Source organism: Halomonas sp. 328 (assembly GCF_015645095.1).
Classification (GTDB): domain Bacteria; phylum Pseudomonadota; class Gammaproteobacteria; order Pseudomonadales; family Halomonadaceae; genus Bisbaumannia.
The window spans coordinates 64,180-84,345 of the sequence record NZ_JADOTW010000005.1 but is presented as its reverse complement, the minus strand read 5'-3'; the positions used below and the strand labels follow the sequence as shown (position 1 = coordinate 84,345).

The following is a 20,166-nucleotide window of genomic DNA, read 5'->3' as shown; positions in this document are numbered from 1 at the left end:
CGGTTAGCCCTCCGCCGCCCGGCCCTTCTGCGGAAAGAGTCCGCGGGGGCGCTTCTGGATAAACAGGATGATGAAGACGAGCACGATGATCTTGGCCAGCACGGCACCGGCCCAGGGCTCCAGCACCTGGTTGATGACGCCCAGCGAGAGGCCCGCCACCAGGGTGCCCCAGAGGTTCCCCACCCCGCCGAACACCACCACCATGAAGGAGTCGATGATGTAGTTCTGGCCCAGGTTGGGGCCGACGTTGGTGAGCTGGGAGAGCGCCACCCCGGCGAGTCCCGCCACCCCGGAGCCCAGGGCGAAGGTGAGGATATCGACGCGGGTGGCGCGGATCCCCATGGCCCGCGCCATGGCACGGTTCTGGGTCACGGCGCGCACCTCGAGCCCGAGCCGGCTGCGGCGCATGATCAGCATCAGGGCGGCGAACACCAGCAGGGCGAAGCCGAGCACATAGAGGCGGTTGAGGGTCAGCGACAGGGCATCGTTGATGGCGAGGGAGCCACTCATCCACTCCGGGGTCACCACGGTGCGGTTGAGCGGCGAGATTACGGTGCGCACCAGTTGCTGGAGGATCAGGCTGATACCGAAGGTGGCCAGCAGGGTCTCCAGGGGTCGCCCCTTGAGGAACTGGATCACCCCGCGCTCGATGGCCACCCCCGCCAGCGCCGCCACCAGGAAACCGGCGGGAATCGCCAAGAGCAGCGCCAGGCCGGGCTGGCCGGGGAGCAGCTGCTGCATGGCCCAGGTGGTGTAGGCGCCGAGCATGATCAGCTCGCCGTGAGCCATGTTGATCACCCCCATCACCCCGAAGGTGATGGCCAGGCCGATCGCTGCCAGCACCAGTACCGAGCCCAGCGACAGGCCGAAGTAGAGGGTCTCGGCAGCGCGGTTGAGCTTGAGCATCTGCTCGATGCCATTCAGGGCATGGCGGGCGGCATCGGCCAGCACCGGGTCGTCGCCATTGGCAGCGCCGTTGAGGGCGACGCGGACCCGGGGGTGCAGGCTGCCCTCCAGGTCGGCCACGGCGGCCACCTCGCCCTGTTCCAGGCGGTAGATGGCCAGGGCCTGGACCAGCCGCTGGCGCACCCCGCTATCCGTTTCGGCCTCGATCACCGTGGCCAGGGGCACGGCCAGGTCGGCGTCCACCTCGCCGAGCAGCCGCTCGGCGGAGGCGCGCCGCAGGTCGAGATCCGGGGAGTAGAGGTCGACCACGGCGATGGCGCTGCGCAGCTGGTTGCGCAGGGCGTTGTTGATGCCGATGCGGTCCAGCTCGCGGCGTGACATCTCGCCCAACGCCTCGCCGCTCAGGGCATCCGCTACCGGCCAGTCGCGGCCGCGGTTGTCGAGCACCACCACGAAGCGCCCCGCTTCGGTGCGCTGCAGGCGGCCATCGAGCAGCGCCTGGAGCCAGTCCAGGGCGCGGGGATCGTCGCTGCCGACGATGGCCTCGATGGCGCGGGCCTTGTCGGCATAGGCACGCACGTCCAGCGCCTCCAGCAGGGCGATGGCCTCGGCATCCCGTTCGCCCTGGGCCTGGGCGCCGACGGGTAGCATCAGCAGGCATAACAGCAGAAGCAGCAAGGCGTGGTGGATCGGGCCGCTGGCCGCGCCACCCCTTGCCTCGACCGGCCGTGACCGGGGGACATTGCTCATCGGGGCTTTCCTCGGTAGTCGGAATTCATGGGCAGGCGTGCTCCCCCGCCGGGCCGGCGGGGGATGGGGCTCACTCGGCCAGCGCCGCCTCGGCCTCGGCGGCGGCGTTGCTGCCACCACAGCTGCCGGTGGCCACGTTGAAGTTGCCGCAGCGCAGCGGGGCGCGCCAATCGCTGATCAGGTCCCGGGAGCCGGGCAGGTAGTCGGACCAGGCGTCGCCGGCCACGGAGGAAGGCGTCTGCCAGACGATGTCGAACTGGCCATTGTCCTGCACCTCGCCGATCAGCACCGGCTTGGTGATGTGGTGGTTGGGCATCATCGCCGCATAGCCGCCGGAGAGGTTGGGCACGGTGACCCCGATGATGGCGTCCTTGACGGCGTCGACATCGGTGGTGCCGGCCTTGCGCACCGCCTCCGCCCACATGTTGAAGCCGATATAGTGAGCCTCCATGGGATCGTTGGTGACCGCCTCCTCGTCGCCGGTCCAGTCGATCCAGGCGTCGATGAAGTCGTAGTTGGTGTCGGTGTCGACGCTCATGAAGTAGTTCCAGGCGGCCAGGTGACCCACCAGCGGAGCGGTGTCGATGCCGGTCAGTTCCTGCTCGCCTACCGAGAAGGCGATCACCGGGATGTCGGCGGCATCGATGCCCTGGTTGGCCAGTTCCCGGTAGAAGGGCACGTTGGCGTCGCCGTTGATGGTGGAAATGACCGCTGTGGGCTTGCCTTCGGCGCCGAAACGGCGTACCTCGGCGACGATGTTCTGCCAGTCGGAGTGGCCGAAGGGGGTGTAGTCGACGAGGATGTCGTCGTCCGCCACCCCATGCTCCTCCTGGAGGTAGGCCTCGAGGATGCGATTGGTGGTGCGCGGGTAGACATAGTCGGTACCCAACAGGGCGAAGCGCTCGATGCCCACCTCGTTGATCAGGTACTCCACTGCCGGAATGGCCTGCTGGTTGGGCGCCGCCCCGGTGTAGAAGACGTTCTCCGAGGACTCCTCGCCCTCGTATTGCACCGGATAGAAGAGCAGGCCATTGAGCTCCTCGAAGACCGGCAGCACCGCCTTGCGCGACACCGAGGTCCAGTTGCCGAAGACCACGTCCACCTCGTGCTGGGCGAGCAGCTCCCGGGCGCGCTCGGCGAACAGCGGCCAATTGGAGGCCGGATCCACCACCACCGCCTCGAGGGGCCGGCCCAGTAGGCCACCCTCGGCGTTCTGCTGATCGATCAGCATCTCCACGGTGTCCTTGAGGGTCGATTCGCTGATCGCCATGGTGCCGGAGAGGGAGTGCAGGATACCGATCCGGATGGGATCCGCGTCCTGGGCCTGGGCGGCACTCGCGCCAGCGATCGACAGGGCCAGGGCCGAAGCGGCCAGAATCTTGTTGTTGTGACTCGGGGTCATGGGACTCTCCTGAGGGTCATGGGTGTTGTCGACAGGCACGGGGCCTGCGCTTGGCTGTCGGAGCGCGGGGTCATGGGGTTCCCCACGCCTTTTCCTCCCTGGCATGCCGCTCACGGGCTTCGTGCAGCATATGCAGGGTGATCTTGCGGACCTCGTCGCGGCTGACCGCGATATGGTCACTCATCAAGCGCTTGGCGAGATCGGCACGGCGCCGGACGATGGCCTCGAGGATCGCCGCGTGCTCGTCATAGGTGGCCGAGATGCGCGCCGCCTGGGTGAAGTCCAGGCGCCGCACGATATGGATCCGCTCGCTGACGTCGCGATGGATCCGTGCCATCTCGTCGTTCCCGGCGGCCGCCACCAGGCTCGTATGGAACGCCCGGTCCTCCTCGCTCAGCGCCTCGTCGCCACGCCGCCGGGCCAGTGGCACGTCCCAGACGCCACACAGGGCGACGATCGCCGGTGGCGGCTCGGCCATGGCACAGAGCCGCTCCAGGGCCGCGCACTCCAGCACGATGCGCACGTCATAGAGCTGTTCCAGGGTGCGGAAGTCGAGCGGCCGGACCTGCCAGCCGCTGCGCAGGTGCACCTCCAGGTAGCCTTCGCGGCGCAGCCGCTGGAGGGCCTCGCGCACCGGGGTCCGGCTGGCCCCGACGCGTGCGACGATATCGGCCTCACTGAACAGGTCACCGGGCAGCAGCTCGAAGTCGAAGATCATCTGCTTGAGCTGCGCATAGATCCGCTCGGAGAGGGTCGGGGACGCTCCCGCCCGGCGCCGGGTATGCATCGCCGCCATCAGGCCTGCACCTCGCTCTCCAGGGGCTCGATCACCGCCAGGCGATCCCCGGGGCGTACCGCCATGCCCGGCGTGCAGTCGACGCTGCCCAGGCGGCCGGTGGCGCGGGCCGTCACCACCACCTCCATCTTCATCGCCTCCAGCACCATCAATGGCTCGCCCTCGACCACTCGGGCGCCGGGTGCGACCAGGCACTTCCAGACGGTACCGGCGATCTCGGCCGTCACCGCCTCGGCCCCTTCCTCCAGGGCATCCTCGGCGACGACGGGGACGCTCGACAGCGCCTTAGGGGCGATGTCCTCGGCACTCCAGCGTCCCACCTCCTGGCGGTATGCCCGCTGCTGATTGGCCTGGAAATCGGCGATGCTCTGCGCCTGGTCATCGAGGAAGCGCAGGTACTCGCCCACGTCGAAGGTCGACGCCTCGATGCGCAGCGCCAGGCGTCCCTCGCGAAAGTCCTCGCGCAGGGTGGCCAGCTCGGCCTCATCGACCGGGTAGAAGCACACCTGGTCGAAGAAACGCAGCAACCAGGGTGCCCCCTCCGCGAACTGCGGGTTGCGGCAGTGGGTGTTCCAGATCGGCACGGTACGCCCGACCAGTTGGTAGCCCCCCGGCGAATCCATGCCATAGATACACAGGTACATGCCGCCGATCCCCACGGTTCCCTCGGCGGTATGGGTGCGGGCCGGGTTGTACTTGGAGCTGAGCAGGCGATGCCGGGGGTCGAGGGGCACGGCACAAGGCGCCCCCAGATAGACGTCTCCCAGCCCCAGCACCAGATAACGGGCCTCGTGCAGGGTGCGCCGCACCTGCTCCCGGCTGACGCCATTGATGCGAGCCAGGAAGTCGACGTTATTGGGCAGCCAGGGGGCGGTGTCCTTCACCGTTTCACGGTAGCGCTGGACCGCTTCCAGGGTCGCCGAGTCCTCGAAGGCCATGGGCAGGTGCAGCACCCGGCTGGGCAGACTGACCGTCCGCGGATCCGGCAACGCCTCCTCCAGGCGCAGCAGCGCTTCGATCAGGGTCGCCTGGTGCAGCCGCTGGCCGTCGTAGCGGATCTGCAAGGAGCGCACCCCGGGGGCTAGCTCCAGGACGCCATCGAGGGCCGCCGCCTGGATCGCCTCCATCAGCAGATGCACCCGCACCCGATTGACCAGGTCGAGGCGATTCTCCCCGTACTCCAGCAGCACATAGCCATCCCCGGCCTGGCGGTACGCCACCGCCGGCCGGCCGTCGCGGGCCGCCAGCGATGCCAGCACGCAGGGCGAGCCGCCGTCGTCCGACACCGCCAGCAGGGCCGGCTCATGGGGCAGCGGCGCCCGCCACTCGGCGGCGGGGGGAGTGAGTGTCGCCAGCGCCCGGTCCCAGGCGCGCTCCAGTGCCACGGCCCGGGCCACATCGATGGCCACGAAGCGGATCCGATCGCCCGGCTTGACCTGCCCGACCTTCCACAACTCCGCCCGGGCGATGGTCACCGGGCAGACGAAGCCTCCCAGGCTAGGGCCGTCCTTCATCAGGATCACCGGGCTATCGCCCGTGAAGTTGATGGCGCCGATGGCATACTCGCAGTCGTGGACATTGGAGGGGTGCAGGCCGGCCTCGCCACCATCGCGTCGCGCCCACTCCAGGGTCGGCCCGACCAGGCGCACCCCGAGCCGATTGGCGTTGTAGTGGACCTCCCACTCGCTGGCGAAGAAGGTCGCCATGGCCGGCTCGGTGAAGAAGTCCGGCGCCCCATGAGGGCCGAGCAGCACCCCGATCTGCCAGGTTCGGCCATAGTCGGGCACCAGACCCTCGGGGGCGGCCATCGGCTCACAGGCCACCAGGGGCTCGCGCATCAGGTCGAGGAAGTCGCCGGCACGCAGCACCCGGCCGCCATGCCCCCCGAAGTGCCCCAGGGCGAAGGTGGAACGACTGCCCAGGTAGAGCGGAACGTCCAGCCCCCCGCGCAGCGCCAGGTAGGTACGACACCCCGCCTCCGCCCGCCCCACCGCCAGGGTCTGGCCGGCGGCGACCGCCACCGGGGCATGGAAGGCCACCGGCACGCCATCCAGGGTCGCCGGGGCCGGGGCCCCGGTCAGGGCGATCATGGCATCGCTATGGAAGCGCAGGGTCGGTCCCTCCAGGGTGCACTCGAGCCCCGCCGCCTCGGGCCGGTTACCGACGATACGATTGGCCAGCCGCAGGGCGCGATCATCCATGGCGCCGGAGGGCGGTACTCCGATATCCCAGTAACCGAGCCGGCCGGGCACGTCCTGGACGCTGGTGTAAGTGCCGGGCACCACCACCTCGAGACTGCGGCCATGGAAATGGAAGGCATCCAGGGCCCGGGTCGAGACCTCCCCACGCCGGAAGGCCGGGTCGCGTACCACGGCGCGCAGGTAGTCGAGGTTGGTGGGTATGCCATAGAGCCGGGTGGCATCCAGGGCCGCCTCCAGGCGAGCCAGGGCCTCATCGCGATCCGCCCCATGGGCGATCAGCTTGGCGATCATCGGATCGAAGCCCGACGGCACCTCGCTGCCGCTCTCCACGCAGCCGTCGATACGCACCCCCGGCAAGCGCGGGAAGTGCACCTCATCCAGGGTGCCCGGGCTAGGCAGGAAGGCCTTGAGCGGATTCTCCGCATAGAGGCGCACCTCGATGGCCGCCCCCTGGGGAGCGATCGTGTCGAGCTCCGCCCCCAGGGGCTGGCCGGCGGCGACACGCAGCATCTGCTCGATCAGGTCGAGACCGGTCACGGCCTCGGTGATCGGATGCTCCACCTGCAAGCGGGTATTGACCTCGAGGAAGTAGAAGGCGTTGGCGGCCTCGTCATAGATAAACTCCACCGTGCCGGCACTGCGATAGGCCACGCTCTCGCCCAGCCGCACCGCGGCGGCCAGGAGTGCCTGACGGGTCGCCGCCGGCAGGCGCGGCGCCGGCGTTTCCTCGACCACCTTCTGATGGCGGCGCTGCAGCGAGCAGTCACGCTCGCCGAGGGCCACCACCCGCCCCTGGCCATCGCCGAGCAGTTGCACCTCCACGTGCCGGGCGCGATCGATACAGCGCTCCAGGAAGACGCCGCCGTCACCGAAATACTGCTGGCCCTGGCGCGCCACGCCATCGAAGGCCTCGCGCAGTGCCGCCGGGTCGACACAGCGGGTCATGCCGATACCGCCACCACCGGCGGTGCTCTTGAGCATCACGGGGTAGCCGATCTCGCGGGCCGCCTCGAGCGCCTGCTCGACGTCATCGAGCAGGCCACTGCCCGGCGGCAACGGCACCCCGGCCCCTTCGGCCAGCTCGCGGGCACGGTGCTTGAGGCCGAAATCCTGGATCTGTCGGGGAGTCGGGCCGACGAAGGCGATGCCCTCCTGCTCGCAGCGCCGGGCGAACTCCGCACTCTCGGAGAGGAAGCCATAGCCGGGATAGATCGCCTGGGCACCGCTGCGATGCGCCGCGGCGAGGATCTTATCGATAGCGAGGTAGCTCTCCTCGGCCCGGCGCCCCTCCAGAGAGATCGCCTCGTCGGCCTGACGCACATGCAGGGCATCGCGGTCATCCTCGGCATAGACCGCCACCCCGGTGATGCCGAGCCGTTGCAGGGTACGCAAGGCGCGACAGGCGATCTCGCCACGGTTGGCGACCAGCACCTTGGTGAAGCGGGGCGACGACAGCGGACTCATGACAGCACCTCCGGCTCGGCTTGACGGTGGGCCATGTAGGCACGCCACCCCTGGAAATGGGTGATATCGGTGGCCTCCTCCAGCGCCCAGGGCTCACAGATGAAGCCCTTGACCTCGCGGCCATCGGCCAGGCGCAGGGTCCCGATGCCCAGCGGCGCCGGGATCTCGGCGACGAATTCACCGAAATTCGCCAAGGGAAGGTCCCAGAGCTCCACCGCGATGGCAGCGCCATGGCGCGGGTCGCGCGCCAGCCCCGGCTTGGGCGGCACGGTGCCGGCCAGGGCGTAGAGCCGATACTCCGGGGCGGTGTGAGTGGCCTCGACCAGGCTGGCCCGCCGGCTGGTGAGCTGGTGATTGAGAGGCATGCCGGTGAGATGGGCGCCGACCACCGCCAGGCGCACCCAGCCGGCCGCTGGCGAGGGCCGAGCCACCGGCGACTCGGCGGCCTCGTGCCAGGCCAGCCCGGTGGCGCCCAGAGGCAAGGCGCAGTGCGCCTGCCAGCGGCACCCGAAATCGGCCAGGGCACGGTCGTGCCAGGCCGGGGCGATCAGGGTAATGCCTGCGGGCAGGCCGTCGTCGCGCCAGGGCGCGGGCAGCGCCAGGGCACAGAGGTCGGCCAGGTTGGTGAAGTTGGTGTAGGTACCGAATTGACTGTTGTAGTGAATCGGCTCCTCCGCCATCTCGGCGAGGGTGCGCAGCGTCGGCGAGGTCGGCACCACCAGGGCGTCCACCTCGGCCAGCGCCTGGCGAATCTCCCGGCTCAGGGCCATGCGTCGATAGTCGGCCTCGAAGGTGGCCAGGGCATCGTAGTCGTGGCCCTGGCGAACGATGGCGGCCACCGTCGGATCCAGGCACTCGGGGTGCGCCAGCAGGCGTTCGCCGACCGCATGGGTGCGCTCGGCGACCCAGGGTCCCCGATAGAGCAGCTCGGCCAGCTCGGCGAAGGGACGAAAATCGATCTCGACCAATTCCGCCAGCTCCCCGAGCGTCTCCCGGGCCCGGGCGAAGGCGGCCTGCATCTGCCGGTCACCGAAGAAGATCAGGGTGTCGGGAATCGCCAGCCTCGGGCGCCGGGGCATGGCCGCCGGGGCGGTTCGGGGATCGAGGCGCGCATAAGGGTCACGGGCATCCTCGCCGCCCTCCCCGATCAATGCCGCCACCCAGGCGGCATCCTCGACGCTCAGGGCGAAGATCGAGACGCAGTCCAGGGAGCGGCAAGCCGGCACCACGCCCGAGGTCGACAACCAGCCACGGGTCGGCTTGAGGCCGACGATGTTGTTGAAGCCGGCGGGCACCCGTCCCGACCCCGCGGTATCGGTGCCCAGGGCGAAGGGCACCAGCCCTCGAGCCACCACCGAGGCCGACCCCGAGCTGGAGCCCCCGGAGACATAGCGGGCATCGAAGGTGTTGGGCACCGCGCCATAGGGTGAGCGAGTTCCCACCAGGCCGGTGGCGAACTGATCGAGGTTGGTCTTGCCAATCAGGATCGCCCCGGCCTCACGCAGCCGTGCCACCACGCCGGCATCCTGCTCGGCCCGATAGGCGAACGCCGGGCAGGCCGCAGTGGTCGGCCAGCCCCGTGCATCGATGTTGTCCTTGATGGCGAAGGGCACGCCATAGAGCGGCAGCGCCTCTCCCTTCGCCTCCCGGGCCGCGAGGGCGACCCACTGCGCCTCCAGACGCTCGGCATCCACCCGCTCGATCCATGCCGGGTCCTCGGCATCGAGCGCCAGGGAGAGCCGTTGCAGTCGCTCCAGTCCCCGCCCGTCCCGCTGCGCCTTCTGCCAACGTCCCAGGGTCCAACCGATGCCCTCTAGCTGCGGTAACATCACGCCTCCTTGTGGTATGCCAACTGGTATACAAGGAGAAGGGCATGAATCGCGCCAAGACGGGCGGACAGAAAATTAAATATTTAAAATCAATGGATTAAGCAGGCGCCCCGACCTCAGGCACCCCCGGTGCCATGGCCCCACCCCACCATCGGGGTGCATGACCCGGTGGCATTGCACCACCATCGGCCGAGTAGCGCCGAGAACGCAGCAGGGCGTCCTCTCGGACGCCCTGGCGGCTGCATCATGGGGGAATCGATCCATCAATCGATCGGATAGAAGGCCTCCTCGGCCAGGCCCATCAGCGGCCCGGCGCCGCCCTGGATGCGTGCCTCCAGGGTCAGCGTCTTGGGCAGCTGGCGGCTAAGGCCGAATAAAGAGCGCCCCACCGGGGCGCTCGGGCCGTGAATCAATCGACCGGGTAGAAGGCCTCCTCGGCCAGGTGCATCAGTGGCTCGACACCGCCCTGGATGCGTGCCTCCAGGGTCAGCGTCTTGGGCAGCTGGCGGCTCAGGAAATACCGCCCCACCGCCAGCTTGGCGCGATAGAAGGCCTCGCCGCTGGCGCCGTCCGCGGCCAGGCCGTGGCGGGCGGCCCGAGCCATCTTCCACCACATCCAGGCGTAGGCGACCAGGCCCAGCAGCTCCAGATAGTCGGTGGCGGCGGCCCCCAGCTCGTTGGGATCCGTGGCTCCGCGTGCCAGCAGGCCATCGCTGACCGCCTCGAGGCGGGCCAGGGCCTGGCCGGCGGCATCGCGGAAATCGGCGATCTCGGCGTCGCCCCCCGCGGCCAGGTCGGCGCGCATGGCCGCGGCGAAGCGGGTCAGGTAGGCGCCGCGGTTGCGGGCCAGCTTGCGTCCCACCAGGTCCATGGCCTGGATGCCGTTGGTGCCCTCGTAGATCATGGCGATGCGCGCATCGCGCACGTACTGCTCGGCGCCCCACTCCACGCAGTAGCCGTTGCCGCCATAGAGCTGCTGGGCGGTGACCGTGGCCTCGAAGCCACGATCGGTGAGGAAGGCCTTGGCCACCGGGGTGAGCAGCGCCACCAGCGCATCGGCCTCCTCCCGCACCGCCGCCTCGGGGTGGAACTTGGCCAGGTCGAGCTGACCGGCGACGAAGGCGGTGAAGGCGCGACCGCCTTCGTTCCAGGCCCGCACATCAAGGGCCATGCGGCGCACATCGGGATGCACCAGGATGGGATCGGCGGCGGCCTCGGGCTCGGCCGGCCCGCTCGGGGCGCGGCTCTGGCGCCGCTCCCGAGCGAAGTCCATGGCGCTCTGGTAGGCCACCTCGCCGAGGCCGAGGCCCTGGATGCCGATGGAGAGGCGCTCGTAGTTCATCATGGTGAACATGGCCGCCAGGCCCTGGTGGGGCTCACCGATCAGGATGCCCTCGGCGCCGTCGAAGTTCATCACGCAGGTGGCGCTGCCCTTGATGCCCATCTTGTGTTCCAGGCCACCGCAGCTCAGGGCATTGCGCTCGCCGAGCTCGCCCTGGTCGTCGACCTTGAACTTGGGCACCAGGAACAGCGAGATACCCCGGGAGCCCGCCGGGGCGTCCGGCAACTTGGCCAACACCAGGTGAACGATGTTCTCGGCCATATCGTGCTCGCCGCCGGTGATCCAGATCTTGGTGCCGGTGATCGCATAGCGCCCCTCATCCAGCGGTTCGGCGCGGGTCTTGATCAGCCCCAGGTCGGTGCCGCAGTGGGGTTCGGTGAGGCACATGGTGCCCAGCCACTGGCCGGCATACATCCTCGGCAGATAGCACGCCTTGGTGGCCGCATCGGCGTGGCTGTCGAGCAGCAGGGTGGCGCCGCTGTTCAGCGCCGGATAGAGGGCGAAGCCGGTATTGGTAGCGTAGAGCATCTCCTCGAAGGCCACGGTGAGCAGCTTGGGCATGCCCTGGCCGTCATGCTCCGGGTTGCCCCCCAGGCCGAACCAGCCGCCCTCGGCCAGGGTCGCGAAGGCGGCCTGGAAACCCGCCGGGGTGCGCACCTCACCGCCCTCGAAGCGACACCCCTCGGCGTCGCCGCTCTGGTTGAGGGGGAAGAGCTCGGCGCCGGTGACCCGGGCCCCCTCCTCGAGGATCGCCTCAGCCAGGCCGGCATCCAGGGCCTGGGTGGCAGGCATGGCGGCCCAGGCCTCGGGGGCCTGGCAGACCTCGTTGAGGATGAAGCGCATGTCACGGAGCGGGGCGCGGTAGCTGGCCATGGGGCTCTCCTTGGAGTGGCGATTGAAAGCGATGGAAAATTAAAACACTTGTTTCAATCATAGCGCCCCAGGCCCGCCCTGTCATACCGACCTTGGGCGCAGACGACGACGGGGCCGCGCCAGGCGCGGCCCCGTCGATGGGCAGGCAGAGTCGAGCTGGCTCAGACCCGGGCGCGGCGCGCCACCACCAGTTTCTTGATCAGCGGCAGGGTCAGCGACAGGGCCGCCACCACCAGCAGCGCCAGGGAGATCGGCTTGTCGATAAAGGTCATCCAGTCGCCGCCGGAGATCTGCAGGGCGCGGCGCATCGACTCCTCCATGATATCGCCGAGGATCAGCGCCAGGATCAGCGGCGCGGTGGGGAAGCCGAACAACCGCATGCCCAGGCCAATCAGGCCGAAGCCGAGCAGCAGCAGCAAGTCGAAGATGCTGAAGCTCATGCCGTAGACCCCCACCATGCAGAAGATCAGGATCAGCGCCAGCAGCAGCGGCCGCGGCATATCGAGGATCTTGGCGATCAGTGGGATCAGCGGCAGGTTGAGCACCAGCAGGAAGATATTGCCGATGTACATGCTGGCGATCACCCCCCAGAAGACGTCCGGACGGTCCACCAGCATCGCCGGCCCCGGAGTCACGCCCATCACCAGCAGGGCGCCGAGCAGCACCGCCGTGGTGCCGGACCCCGGTACGCCGAGGGTCAGCAGCGGCACGAAGGAGCCGGTGCAGGCGGCATTGTTGGCGGCCTCGGGGGCGGCCACCCCCTTGATATTGCCCTTGCCGAAGGTGTCACCGTCCTTGGCCAGGCGCTTCTCCATGCTGTAGCCGAGGAAGGAGCCGATGGTGGCCCCGGCCCCGGGCAGTACCCCGGTGAAGAAGCCCAGCACCGAGCTACGCCCGATGGGCGGGGCGATGTCCTTGACCTCGGACTTCGACAGCTTCAGGGAGCCGATGGCGTTGCGTGGCTGCTCCTTGCCACCCCCGCCCCGCAGCAGCATGTAGAAGACCTCGGCCAGGGCGAAGATGCCCAGCGCCACCACCAGGAAGTCGATGCCGTCGAGCAGGTGCAGGGTGCCGAGGGTATAGCGCTCGGTGCCGGTCTGCAGGTCGATACCGATGATCGAGATCATCACCCCGACCACGGCGGCGATCAGCCCCTTGACCAGGGACTTGTCGGAGAGCGAGACCACCGCGGTCAGGCCCAGCACCATCAGCGCGAAGTACTCGGCGGGGCCGAAGCTGACCGCCACCTTGCCGAGCAGCGGCGCCACCAACATCAGGAAGACGATGGAGATGGTGCCACCGACGAAGGAGGCGTAGGCGGCGATGGCCAGGGCCTTGCCGGCCAGCCCCTGCTTGGCCAGGGGGTAGCCGTCGAAGGAGGTGGCGACGGTACCCGCCACGCCGGGGGCATTGAGCAGGATCGAGGAGGTGGAGCCACCGAAGATGGCGCCATAGTAGACCCCCGCCATCAGGATCAGTCCCGAGGAGGGCTCCATGGCGAAGGTCAGCGGGATCATCAGCGCCAGGGCGCTGATGGGGCCGAGCCCCGGCAACATGCCGATGATGGTGCCGGCGAAGACCCCGGCGAAGACATAGACCAGGTTCATCGGCTCCAGCGCGATGCCGAAGCCATACATCAGGTTATTCAAGGATTCCATGGGCAGGCTCTCTCGGGCTGGGGCTCACAGGGGCAGCGGGCCGGTAGGCAGGTAGACGTCCATGACCCGGGTCATCAGCAGGTAGAGCACCAGTACCACGCCCAGGGCGGTCGCCAGGTTGACGCCGTAGCGGCGGTAGCCGTAGTAACGAGCCAGGCCGAAGACCAGTGCCGTGGAGGTCAGCACGAAGCCCAGGGGCACCAGCAGCAGCGCATAGGCGGCGATCGCCAGGGCGGTGATCACCACCCGCGACCAGGGCCGCAGCAACAGCGGCAGCGCCCGTTCCTCGGCGCTGGGCTCATGGGGCACCTCATCGACGCCGGGGCGCTCCAGGAACAGCAGCCCCGCCAGGCCCAGCAACACGAAGCCCAGCACCTTGGGAAAGAGGTCGGAATCCACCGGCCGTGGTAGCGGGAAGCTGGGGATCTGGAAGGCCATGGCCAGGTAGCCCAGGGCCAGCAGGGCGATCAGGATCGCCAGGATCTGATTGGTATTGAGTCGTGTCATGGGAGTGCCACCTCGCGCCGGCGGGACGAGGCCCCGCCGGCGCGGCTTGAGTCGGGAAGGAGAGGCGAGGGATCAGCGGCCCAGCAGGCCCAGGTCGCCGAGGATCTCGCTGAACTGCTCGCGCTGGGCATCGAGGAAGGCGCCGAAGGTCTCGCCATCCTGGTAGGCATCGAGCCAGCCCAGTTGATCGCGGGCCTGCTGCCAGCCCTCGGTCTCGAGCATCTCGACGAACAGCGCCTCGTAGTAGGCCACCGCCTCTTCCGGCATGTCCGGGGTGCCCATGACGCCACGCCAGATATCGAAGCCGTAGTCGATGCCCTGCTCCTGGTAGGTGGGCACCTCGGCGAGCACGCCGCTCAGGCGCTCGGGGGAAGAGACCCCCAGGGCGCGAATCCCGCTGCCCTCGCCCAGCTGGCCGGCGGCCTCGCCGGCGCCGGTGATCACCGCCGCCACATGGCCGCCCATCAGGTTGGTCATGGCCTCGCCCCCGCCGGAGAAGGCGATATAGTTGACGCTGGCCGCCTCCAGGCCCGCGGCGGCGGCCAGGCCGGCCATGGAGATATGATCCATGGAACCCGGGGCGCTTCCGCCACCGATGCTCAGGCTGGGGTTCTCGCGCACCGCCTCGAGCAGGTCGTTGAGGTCCTGGTACTCGGAGTCCGCCGGCACCAGCACGATGGAGTAATCGGTGATCAGCCGGGCGATGGGGGTGAAGTCGCTGTGGTCGAAGCGCGAGGTGCCGGCCAGGGGCACCAGGATGATGGGCGGGCTGGTGGCGAACAGCTTATGGGGGTTGCCGCCGTCCCGGGCGATCTGCGCCCAGGCCACGGCACCGCCGCCCCCCGGCACATTGATGGGGGCGAAGTTGCGTTCGGCCAGGCCCTCCTCCTGGAGCACCCGGGAAACGGTGCGCACCAGGGTGTCCCAGCCACCGCCGGGGTTGGCGGGGGCGATAAACTCCACCGGGCGGGTCGGCTCCCAGTCGGCCTGGGCGGTAGAGGTTCCGGCCAGAGCGGCCAGCGGCAGGGCCAGCAGGGCGAGGCGCTTGAGGCCGGGCTTGCGAGAAGTGAGGGGCGTGGCGGTCATGGCGTTCTCCGACGTTAGGTCTGTTGTTGTGAGTCGCCCTTGGGCGTACCACCGAACCTTAGGAGAGCCCCTTTACCTCAACAAGCTTGTGACCATAAAGGACAAAACGAGCATTCTGGCCATTTTGTCCATTCTGTTCACGGCACCCTGACCCCGGCGCTCAAGGCGCCTCCAGCCAGGGTATGGCGCTGCCCACCAGGCGATAGCGCCGCTCGGGCCTCCCCACATCACCATAGCCCAGTTCCGCCGCTGCCACGCCCACCGAGACCAGGAACTCCAGGTAACGCCGCGCCGTGGAACGGCTGGCACCGATCTGTCGGGCGGCCTGCATGGCGGTGGCGGGCTCGCCGAGGGCCTCGAGCCCTTCCACCACCTTGGCCAGGGTCAGGCGATCGATGCCCTTGGGCAGTCCCCGGGAGCCCCCCGCCACCTCGCTCGCGGCGCGCCCCCGGCCCATCACCCGGTCGAGTTCCTCCTGGCTCATCTCCGCCTTGCCGGCCAGGGCCGAGCGCTCGTCGCGAAAGCGCGCCAGCATCTGGGCCATGCGCGACTCCTCGCTGGGCTTGATCAGGTAGTCGAAGACCCCGCCCCGCAGCGCCTCCTGAATGGTCTCCACCTCCTTGGCGGCGGTGATCATGACGATATCCAGGTGACCATGATCGCGCCTGAGCTCCCACAGCAGCTCCAGCCCCCGGACATCGGGAATATAGGCGTCCAGCAGCACCAGCTGGATGGCGTCACCGACCTCGGCCAGCAGGGTGCGGGCCTCGGCGGCGCTCTTGGCCACGCCCATGACGCGGAAGCCGGGACTGCGCTCCACGAAGGCGCGATGGATCTCGGCAATACGGAAATCATCTTCGATGATCAGGATGCCGTACTCGGGTTCACTCATCGACGTATCCTTGTGCTATCGACGGGGGATCGCTGGCGGCCGGGGCCTGGCACAGCGACTTGTCGAGCACCGCGGTAAAGGCGGCGCCGCCCAGCTCGCTCTCCTCCAGGGTGATCTCGCCACCGTGCTGGCGGCACAACCGGGCCACCAGGGCCAGGCCAATGCCGCGGTGCTTGCCGGGCTTGGTGGAGAAACCCTCTTCGAAGATCGTCGCGGCCCGCTCGACGGGCACCCCGGGGCCGTTATCCTCCACCTCGATCAGCAGTTGTTCGCCCAGGTCGGTGAAGAAGAGTCGCACCCGAGCCCCCTCGCCCGGCTCGCCATCACCGCCCTGCCCCCCCTTCTGCAGGGCCGCATCGCAGGCGTTGTCGAGCAGGTTGCCGATCACGCTCATCAGCACCTCCTGGCCGGTGGCGGTAAGGGGCGCCCCCAGGGAACTGTCGGGATCGATCTCCAACGTCACCCCCAGCTCCCGGGCTCGGGTCAGCTTGCCCAGCAGGGTACCGCTGAGCACCGGATCCGCCACATGGTCGCGCAGGAAGCTCATCCGCGCCTGCTGCTGGGCGCTCTCCTGGTGAATCAGCGCCAGGGCCTCGCGGACCCGCTCCAGTTGCAGCAGACCGGCGATGGTGTAGAGCTTGTTGGAGAACTCATGGGCCTGGGCACGCAGCATGTCCACGTCGCGACTCGCCTGGCTCAGGGCCTGGGAGAGCTCGACGATCTCGCGGCGGCTGCGGAAGGTGGCCACGGCCCCCTCGATCTGGCCGTCGTAGCGCACCGGCACCCGGTTGACCACCACGGGGTGATCGCCCAGCCACATCTGCTGGTCGAACTGCTGCTCGCCCCGCTCCAGCACCTCCAGCAGCCGCGAGTTGGGCACCACCTCCTGCACCGGCTCGCCGAGCACCTGACGCTCGTCGGGCAGGCCCAGGAAACGCCGCGCCTGCTGGTTGACCAGGGTGATGCGCCCCTCCCGATTGATGGCCAGGATGCCCTCGTGAATCGACTGCAGGATCGCCTCCTTCTCCATGGCCAGGCGGGCGATCTCGTGGGGCTCGAGCCCCAGGATCACCTTTTTGAGGTGACGCGACAGCCCATAGGCCCCGGCGAAACCCAGCACCACCATCAGTGCCACCAGTGCCCAGCTCAGGCCGGTGTAGCGCCCCACGTCCATGGCCACCCGGTTGAGCATGAAGCCCACCGAGACGATGCCGACGATATTGCCCTGGCCATCGACCACCGGGGTCTTGCCGCGGATCGCCTCGCCCAGGGAGCCGGTGGCCTCGGAGACATAGGACTCGCCGTGAACCAGCGCCCGGTCGTTGTCGCCACCCACCATGGGTAGCCCCAGGCGCTCCGGCAGCGGATGGGCCAGCCGAATGCCCTGCCGGTCCCCCACCACCACGTAGCGGGCGCCGGTCTCGCGACGGATACGTTCGGCGATGGGCTGGATGGTGACGCTGGGATCGGCGCGATCGAAGGCGGCGATCACTTCGGGAATCGCCGCCACGCTCAGCGCCACCGCCAGGGCCCGCTGCCCCATCTGATCGGCGATGATCTCCGCCTTGCGGTGATTGAGGTAGGCGCCCTGGGCCAGCAGCATGCCCGCCAGCAGGGCTCCCACCAGCAGCATCACCTGCAGGCGAAAGCTGCGCAGGCGACGCCGACGCTGACCGCGCCGGCGCCATGACAGGGCATCTGGGAGTGGAGTGGCCATAGCAGAGTCCGCATCGAGGGTGCGGACATTGTCGCATGCGGCCGCGGGGTATCAAGCGCCGGGGCCAGATCGGGGGCTGCGGCGGCCGGGTATCAAGGGCCGAGGGTGCGGCTCAGGCGCTGCGACTGTTGGCCTGGGGGGTGGGGTGCTTGCCCTCCTCCCAGCCCTGGCTGGCACTGTCGCCACGAAACCAGGCCAGGCGGTCATGGAGGTTCACCACGCTGCCGACGATGATCAGGGTCGGCGGCCGCACCGCCCCCGAGCGCAGCGCCTCGGGCAACGCGGCCAGGGTCCCCCGGTGCACCCGCTGGCGCGCCGTGGTGCCCTGCTCCACCAGCGCCAGCGGTGTCTCGGCGGCCATGCCATGGGCCTGCAGCTGGGTGCGGATAATCTCCAGGCTGCCCAGGCCCATATAGAAGACCAGGGTCTGTCCCGGCCGGGCCAGGGCCGGCCAGTCCAGGTCGCAACTGCCGTCCTTGAGATGGCCGGTGACGAAGCGCACCGACTGGGCGTGATCGCGATGGGTCAAGGGAATGCCCGCATAGGCGCCGCAGCCGGCGGCGGCGGTCACCCCGGGGATCACCTCGAAGGCCACGCCGGCCGCGGCCAGGGTCTCCAGCTCCTCGCCGCCGCGGCCGAAGATAAAGGGATCGCCGCCCTTGAGGCGCACCACCCGCTTGCCCTGCTGGGCCCACTCCACCAGGGCCTGGTTGATGCCCTCCTGAGGCAGGCTATGTTGCGAGCGCGCCTTGCCCACATAGAGGCAGCGCGCCTGGGGATTGGCCAGGGCCAGGATCTCGGCACTGACCAGGCGATCGTGGAGGATCACCTCCGCCACCTGGAGTCGCTTGAGGGCCTTGAGGGTCAGCAGCTCCGGATCACCGGGCCCCGCCCCCACCAGGGTCACCTGGCCGCGGGGGAAGTCGCGCAGCAGCGCCAGGCGCTGGGCATCGGTGGCGGGGGCATCGCTGGCGATCATGGTCGGGCTCCTGGGGCGCGCGGGTCGATATATTCTATTTTAATCGATAGAAAGGATTTCTTATAGCCAAATATAAGGTCTTGTGCCCTATCCGGCCAATCACCATGGCGCCGCAGCTTAGCCAAAAAAGACGACCCCCGCACCAGGCGGGGGTCGCAGGACCAGCAGAGTCGTCGCGACTCAGGAGAACTGGCGCTTGAGCCGTGGGCTGGCCAGCTCGCCCACCGCGGTGAAGGCGATCAACAGGGCCAGCAGCCAGGGCCACTGGGCGGCCAGGTTGAGGCTGGCCAGGCCCAGGGCATCGACGAAGATCAGCACGATGCCCAGCGGGCTGACGTAGCGGATCATGAACAGCCAGAGGGCGTGCTGAACGTTGGAGAGTCCCAGCTCCTCCTTGAACAGCTCGTTGCGCAGCAGGAAGCCGGCCATCAAGGCGGTACCCAGGCCACCCAGGGGCATCATCCAGCGCGAGGTGAGGTAGTCGAGCCAGTCGAAGAAGTTACGCCCGGCCAGGGTCCAGTCGGCGCCCCAGTTGAACGAGAGCATCGCCAGGGTGCTGACCAGCCACAGCACGATCCCCACGCCCCAGGAAGCCTGCTTGCGGGACAGCCCCTTGTTGTCGGTGAGCCAGGCCACGGTGGCCTCGATCATCGAGATGGAGGAAGTCAACGCCGCCATAGAGAGCATCAGGAAGAAGAGGATGCCGAACAGGGTGCCCAGCGGCATGGCCTGGAAGGCCAGCGGCAGGCTCATGAAGATCAGCCCCGGGCCGCCCCCCGGGCTCATGCCGTTGGCGAAGATGATCGGGAAGATCGCCAGGCCTGCCATCAGCGCCACCACGGTATCGGCGATGGCCACGCTGAAGGTGGTGCGCGCGATGGAGTGTCCCTTGGGCAGGTAGGAGCCATAGGTGAGGATGGCACCGGAGGCCAGGGAGAGGGTGAAGAAGGCATGGCCCAGGGCCGCCAGCAGCCCTTCGCTGGTCAGGCCGTCGGTATTGAAGGAGAACAGGAAGGCGAAGGCCTCGCCGAAGCCACCGGAGAAGATGCCGTAGACGATCAGGATCGCCAGCATCACCACCATGCCGGGCATCATCCAGCTGACGCTGCGCTCGATGCCCGCCTGCACGCCCTTGCCGACGATCACCATGGTCAGCACGGTGACCAGGGTGCTCCAGGCGCCCAGGCTGAAGGGGTTGGCGTTATTGGCCTCGAAGATGGCCGCCATGTCACCGACGCTGGAGCCCGCCAGGCCACCGCTGAGCATCTTCCACAGGTAGGAGAAGGACCAGCCGGCCACCACCACATAGAAGGTCAGGATCATGAAGCCGCAGAGCATGGCCATCCAGCCGAAGAGCGACCAGAAGCTGCCGCCGCCGGACTCCTGCACCACCCGGCGAATCGCATCGATGGGGCTGCCACGGCCACGCCGACCGAAGCTGATCTCCGCCATCATGATGGGCACGCCCACCGCCAGGATGCAGGCCAGGTAGACCAGCACGAAGGCACCACCGCCGAACTCGCCGGTGATGTAAGGAAACTTCCAGATATTGCCCAGGCCCACCGCGGAACCGGTGGCCGCCAGCACGAAACCCCATCGCCCAAGCCAGAGGGTCTTGGGTGCATCATTTGTCGTCGTCATCGGGATACCTTACAGCACTTGTTGTTGTCGATGATTTTAGCGTTATTTGTCGCTATCTAGCCATTAGACCAAATGGAAAATCTGTTTATACCACCAAGCTTGACACTAAGGCCTGACTTGTAG

Annotated in this window: 14 protein-coding genes; all 14 read right to left on the bottom strand. The window is 68.4% G+C overall.

The window, feature by feature from the left end; genetic code table 11:
* Nucleotides 1–3: 3 nt before the first annotated feature.
* The 14 genes from urtB to IHD13_RS03455 all read right to left on the bottom strand — a co-directional run bounded on the left by urtB (nucleotide 4) and on the right by IHD13_RS03455 (nucleotide 20,043).
* Nucleotides 4–1,557, bottom strand: a complete 1,554-nt coding sequence (gene urtB, locus IHD13_RS03515; RefSeq protein WP_230086127.1) for an urea ABC transporter permease subunit UrtB — start codon at nucleotides 1,555–1,557, stop codon at nucleotides 4–6.
* A 169-nt stretch (nucleotides 1,558–1,726) separates the two neighbouring features.
* On the bottom strand, nucleotides 1,727–3,058 hold the full coding sequence (gene urtA, locus IHD13_RS03510; protein WP_195859654.1) for an urea ABC transporter substrate-binding protein: 1,332 nt from the start codon (nucleotides 3,056–3,058) through the stop codon (nucleotides 1,727–1,729).
* Between the two features lie 70 nt (nucleotides 3,059–3,128).
* Nucleotides 3,129–3,854: a GntR family transcriptional regulator gene (locus tag IHD13_RS03505; protein ID WP_230086118.1), complete on the bottom strand. Its 726-nt coding sequence runs from the start codon at nucleotides 3,852–3,854 to the stop codon at nucleotides 3,129–3,131.
* Entirely contained in the window at nucleotides 3,854–7,519 is a 3,666-nt protein-coding gene (uca, locus tag IHD13_RS03500) for an urea carboxylase (RefSeq protein ID WP_195859653.1), read from the bottom strand. Before uca ends, IHD13_RS03505 begins: the two co-directional genes overlap by 1 nt.
* Nucleotides 7,516–9,348 (bottom strand): allophanate hydrolase, encoded by a 1,833-nt coding sequence (gene atzF, locus IHD13_RS03495; RefSeq protein WP_195859652.1) that lies wholly within the window; start codon nucleotides 9,346–9,348, stop codon nucleotides 7,516–7,518. Before atzF ends, uca begins: the two co-directional genes overlap by 4 nt.
* Nucleotides 9,349–9,611: 263 nt before the next feature.
* Nucleotides 9,612–9,737 carry a hypothetical protein gene (locus IHD13_RS18425; protein ID WP_268246210.1) on the bottom strand — a complete coding sequence of 42 codons (126 nt, stop codon included), beginning with the start codon at nucleotides 9,735–9,737 and terminating at the stop codon, nucleotides 9,612–9,614.
* Nucleotides 9,738–9,757: 20 nt separating this feature from the next.
* The gene (locus IHD13_RS03490; protein WP_195859651.1) at nucleotides 9,758–11,563 is read right to left on the bottom strand and encodes an acyl-CoA dehydrogenase C-terminal domain-containing protein; all 1,806 of its coding nucleotides are present in this window, start codon (nucleotides 11,561–11,563) and stop codon (nucleotides 9,758–9,760) included.
* Nucleotides 11,564–11,724: 161 nt separating this feature from the next.
* A complete protein-coding gene (locus IHD13_RS03485; protein WP_195859650.1) occupies nucleotides 11,725–13,221 on the bottom strand; it encodes a tripartite tricarboxylate transporter permease in 1,497 nt (498 codons plus the stop codon).
* Between the two features lie 24 nt (nucleotides 13,222–13,245).
* Nucleotides 13,246–13,728 (bottom strand): tripartite tricarboxylate transporter TctB family protein, encoded by a 483-nt coding sequence (locus IHD13_RS03480; protein WP_195859649.1) that lies wholly within the window; start codon nucleotides 13,726–13,728, stop codon nucleotides 13,246–13,248.
* 72 nt (nucleotides 13,729–13,800) lie between these two features.
* Entirely contained in the window at nucleotides 13,801–14,814 is a 1,014-nt protein-coding gene (locus tag IHD13_RS03475; protein WP_195859648.1) for a tripartite tricarboxylate transporter substrate binding protein, read from the bottom strand.
* Between the two features lie 160 nt (nucleotides 14,815–14,974).
* Nucleotides 14,975–15,706, bottom strand: coding sequence for a response regulator (locus IHD13_RS03470; protein ID WP_195859647.1), 732 nt, complete (start codon nucleotides 15,704–15,706; stop codon nucleotides 14,975–14,977).
* Nucleotides 15,699–17,423 (bottom strand): ATP-binding protein, encoded by a 1,725-nt coding sequence (locus IHD13_RS03465; RefSeq protein ID WP_195859646.1) that lies wholly within the window; start codon nucleotides 17,421–17,423, stop codon nucleotides 15,699–15,701. Before IHD13_RS03465 ends, IHD13_RS03470 begins: the two co-directional genes overlap by 8 nt.
* Before the next feature lie 112 nt (nucleotides 17,424–17,535).
* Nucleotides 17,536–18,402 (bottom strand): uroporphyrinogen-III C-methyltransferase, encoded by an 867-nt coding sequence (gene cobA / locus IHD13_RS03460; protein ID WP_195859645.1) that lies wholly within the window; start codon nucleotides 18,400–18,402, stop codon nucleotides 17,536–17,538.
* Between the two features lie 180 nt (nucleotides 18,403–18,582).
* Nucleotides 18,583–20,043: a sodium-dependent transporter gene (locus tag IHD13_RS03455; RefSeq protein WP_195859644.1), complete on the bottom strand. Its 1,461-nt coding sequence runs from the start codon at nucleotides 20,041–20,043 to the stop codon at nucleotides 18,583–18,585.
* Nucleotides 20,044–20,166: the final 123 nt, after the last annotated feature.

Excerpts from the sequence above, each read along its gene's own strand:
- urtB (WP_230086127.1), bottom strand. The coding sequence starts at position 1,557 with ATGCTACCCGTCGGCGCCCAGGCCCAGGGCGAACGGGATGCCGAGGCC.
- urtA (WP_195859654.1), bottom strand. The coding sequence starts at position 3,058 with ATGACCCCGAGTCACAACAACAAGATTCTGGCCGCTTCGGCCCTGGCC.
- IHD13_RS03505 (WP_230086118.1), bottom strand. The coding sequence starts at position 3,854 with ATGGCGGCGATGCATACCCGGCGCCGGGCGGGAGCGTCCCCGACCCTC.
- uca (WP_195859653.1), bottom strand. The coding sequence starts at position 7,519 with ATGAGTCCGCTGTCGTCGCCCCGCTTCACCAAGGTGCTGGTCGCCAAC.
- atzF (WP_195859652.1), bottom strand. The coding sequence starts at position 9,348 with ATGTTACCGCAGCTAGAGGGCATCGGTTGGACCCTGGGACGTTGGCAG.
- IHD13_RS03490 (WP_195859651.1), bottom strand. The coding sequence starts at position 11,563 with ATGGCCAGCTACCGCGCCCCGCTCCGTGACATGCGCTTCATCCTCAAC.
- IHD13_RS03485 (WP_195859650.1), bottom strand. The coding sequence starts at position 13,221 with ATGGAATCCTTGAATAACCTGATGTATGGCTTCGGCATCGCGCTGGAG.
- IHD13_RS03480 (WP_195859649.1), bottom strand. The coding sequence starts at position 13,728 with ATGACACGACTCAATACCAATCAGATCCTGGCGATCCTGATCGCCCTG.
- IHD13_RS03475 (WP_195859648.1), bottom strand. The coding sequence starts at position 14,814 with ATGACCGCCACGCCCCTCACTTCTCGCAAGCCCGGCCTCAAGCGCCTC.
- IHD13_RS03470 (WP_195859647.1), bottom strand. The coding sequence starts at position 15,706 with ATGAGTGAACCCGAGTACGGCATCCTGATCATCGAAGATGATTTCCGT.
- IHD13_RS03465 (WP_195859646.1), bottom strand. The coding sequence starts at position 17,423 with ATGGCCACTCCACTCCCAGATGCCCTGTCATGGCGCCGGCGCGGTCAG.
- cobA (WP_195859645.1), bottom strand. The coding sequence starts at position 18,402 with ATGATCGCCAGCGATGCCCCCGCCACCGATGCCCAGCGCCTGGCGCTG.
- IHD13_RS03455 (WP_195859644.1), bottom strand. The coding sequence starts at position 20,043 with ATGACGACGACAAATGATGCACCCAAGACCCTCTGGCTTGGGCGATGG.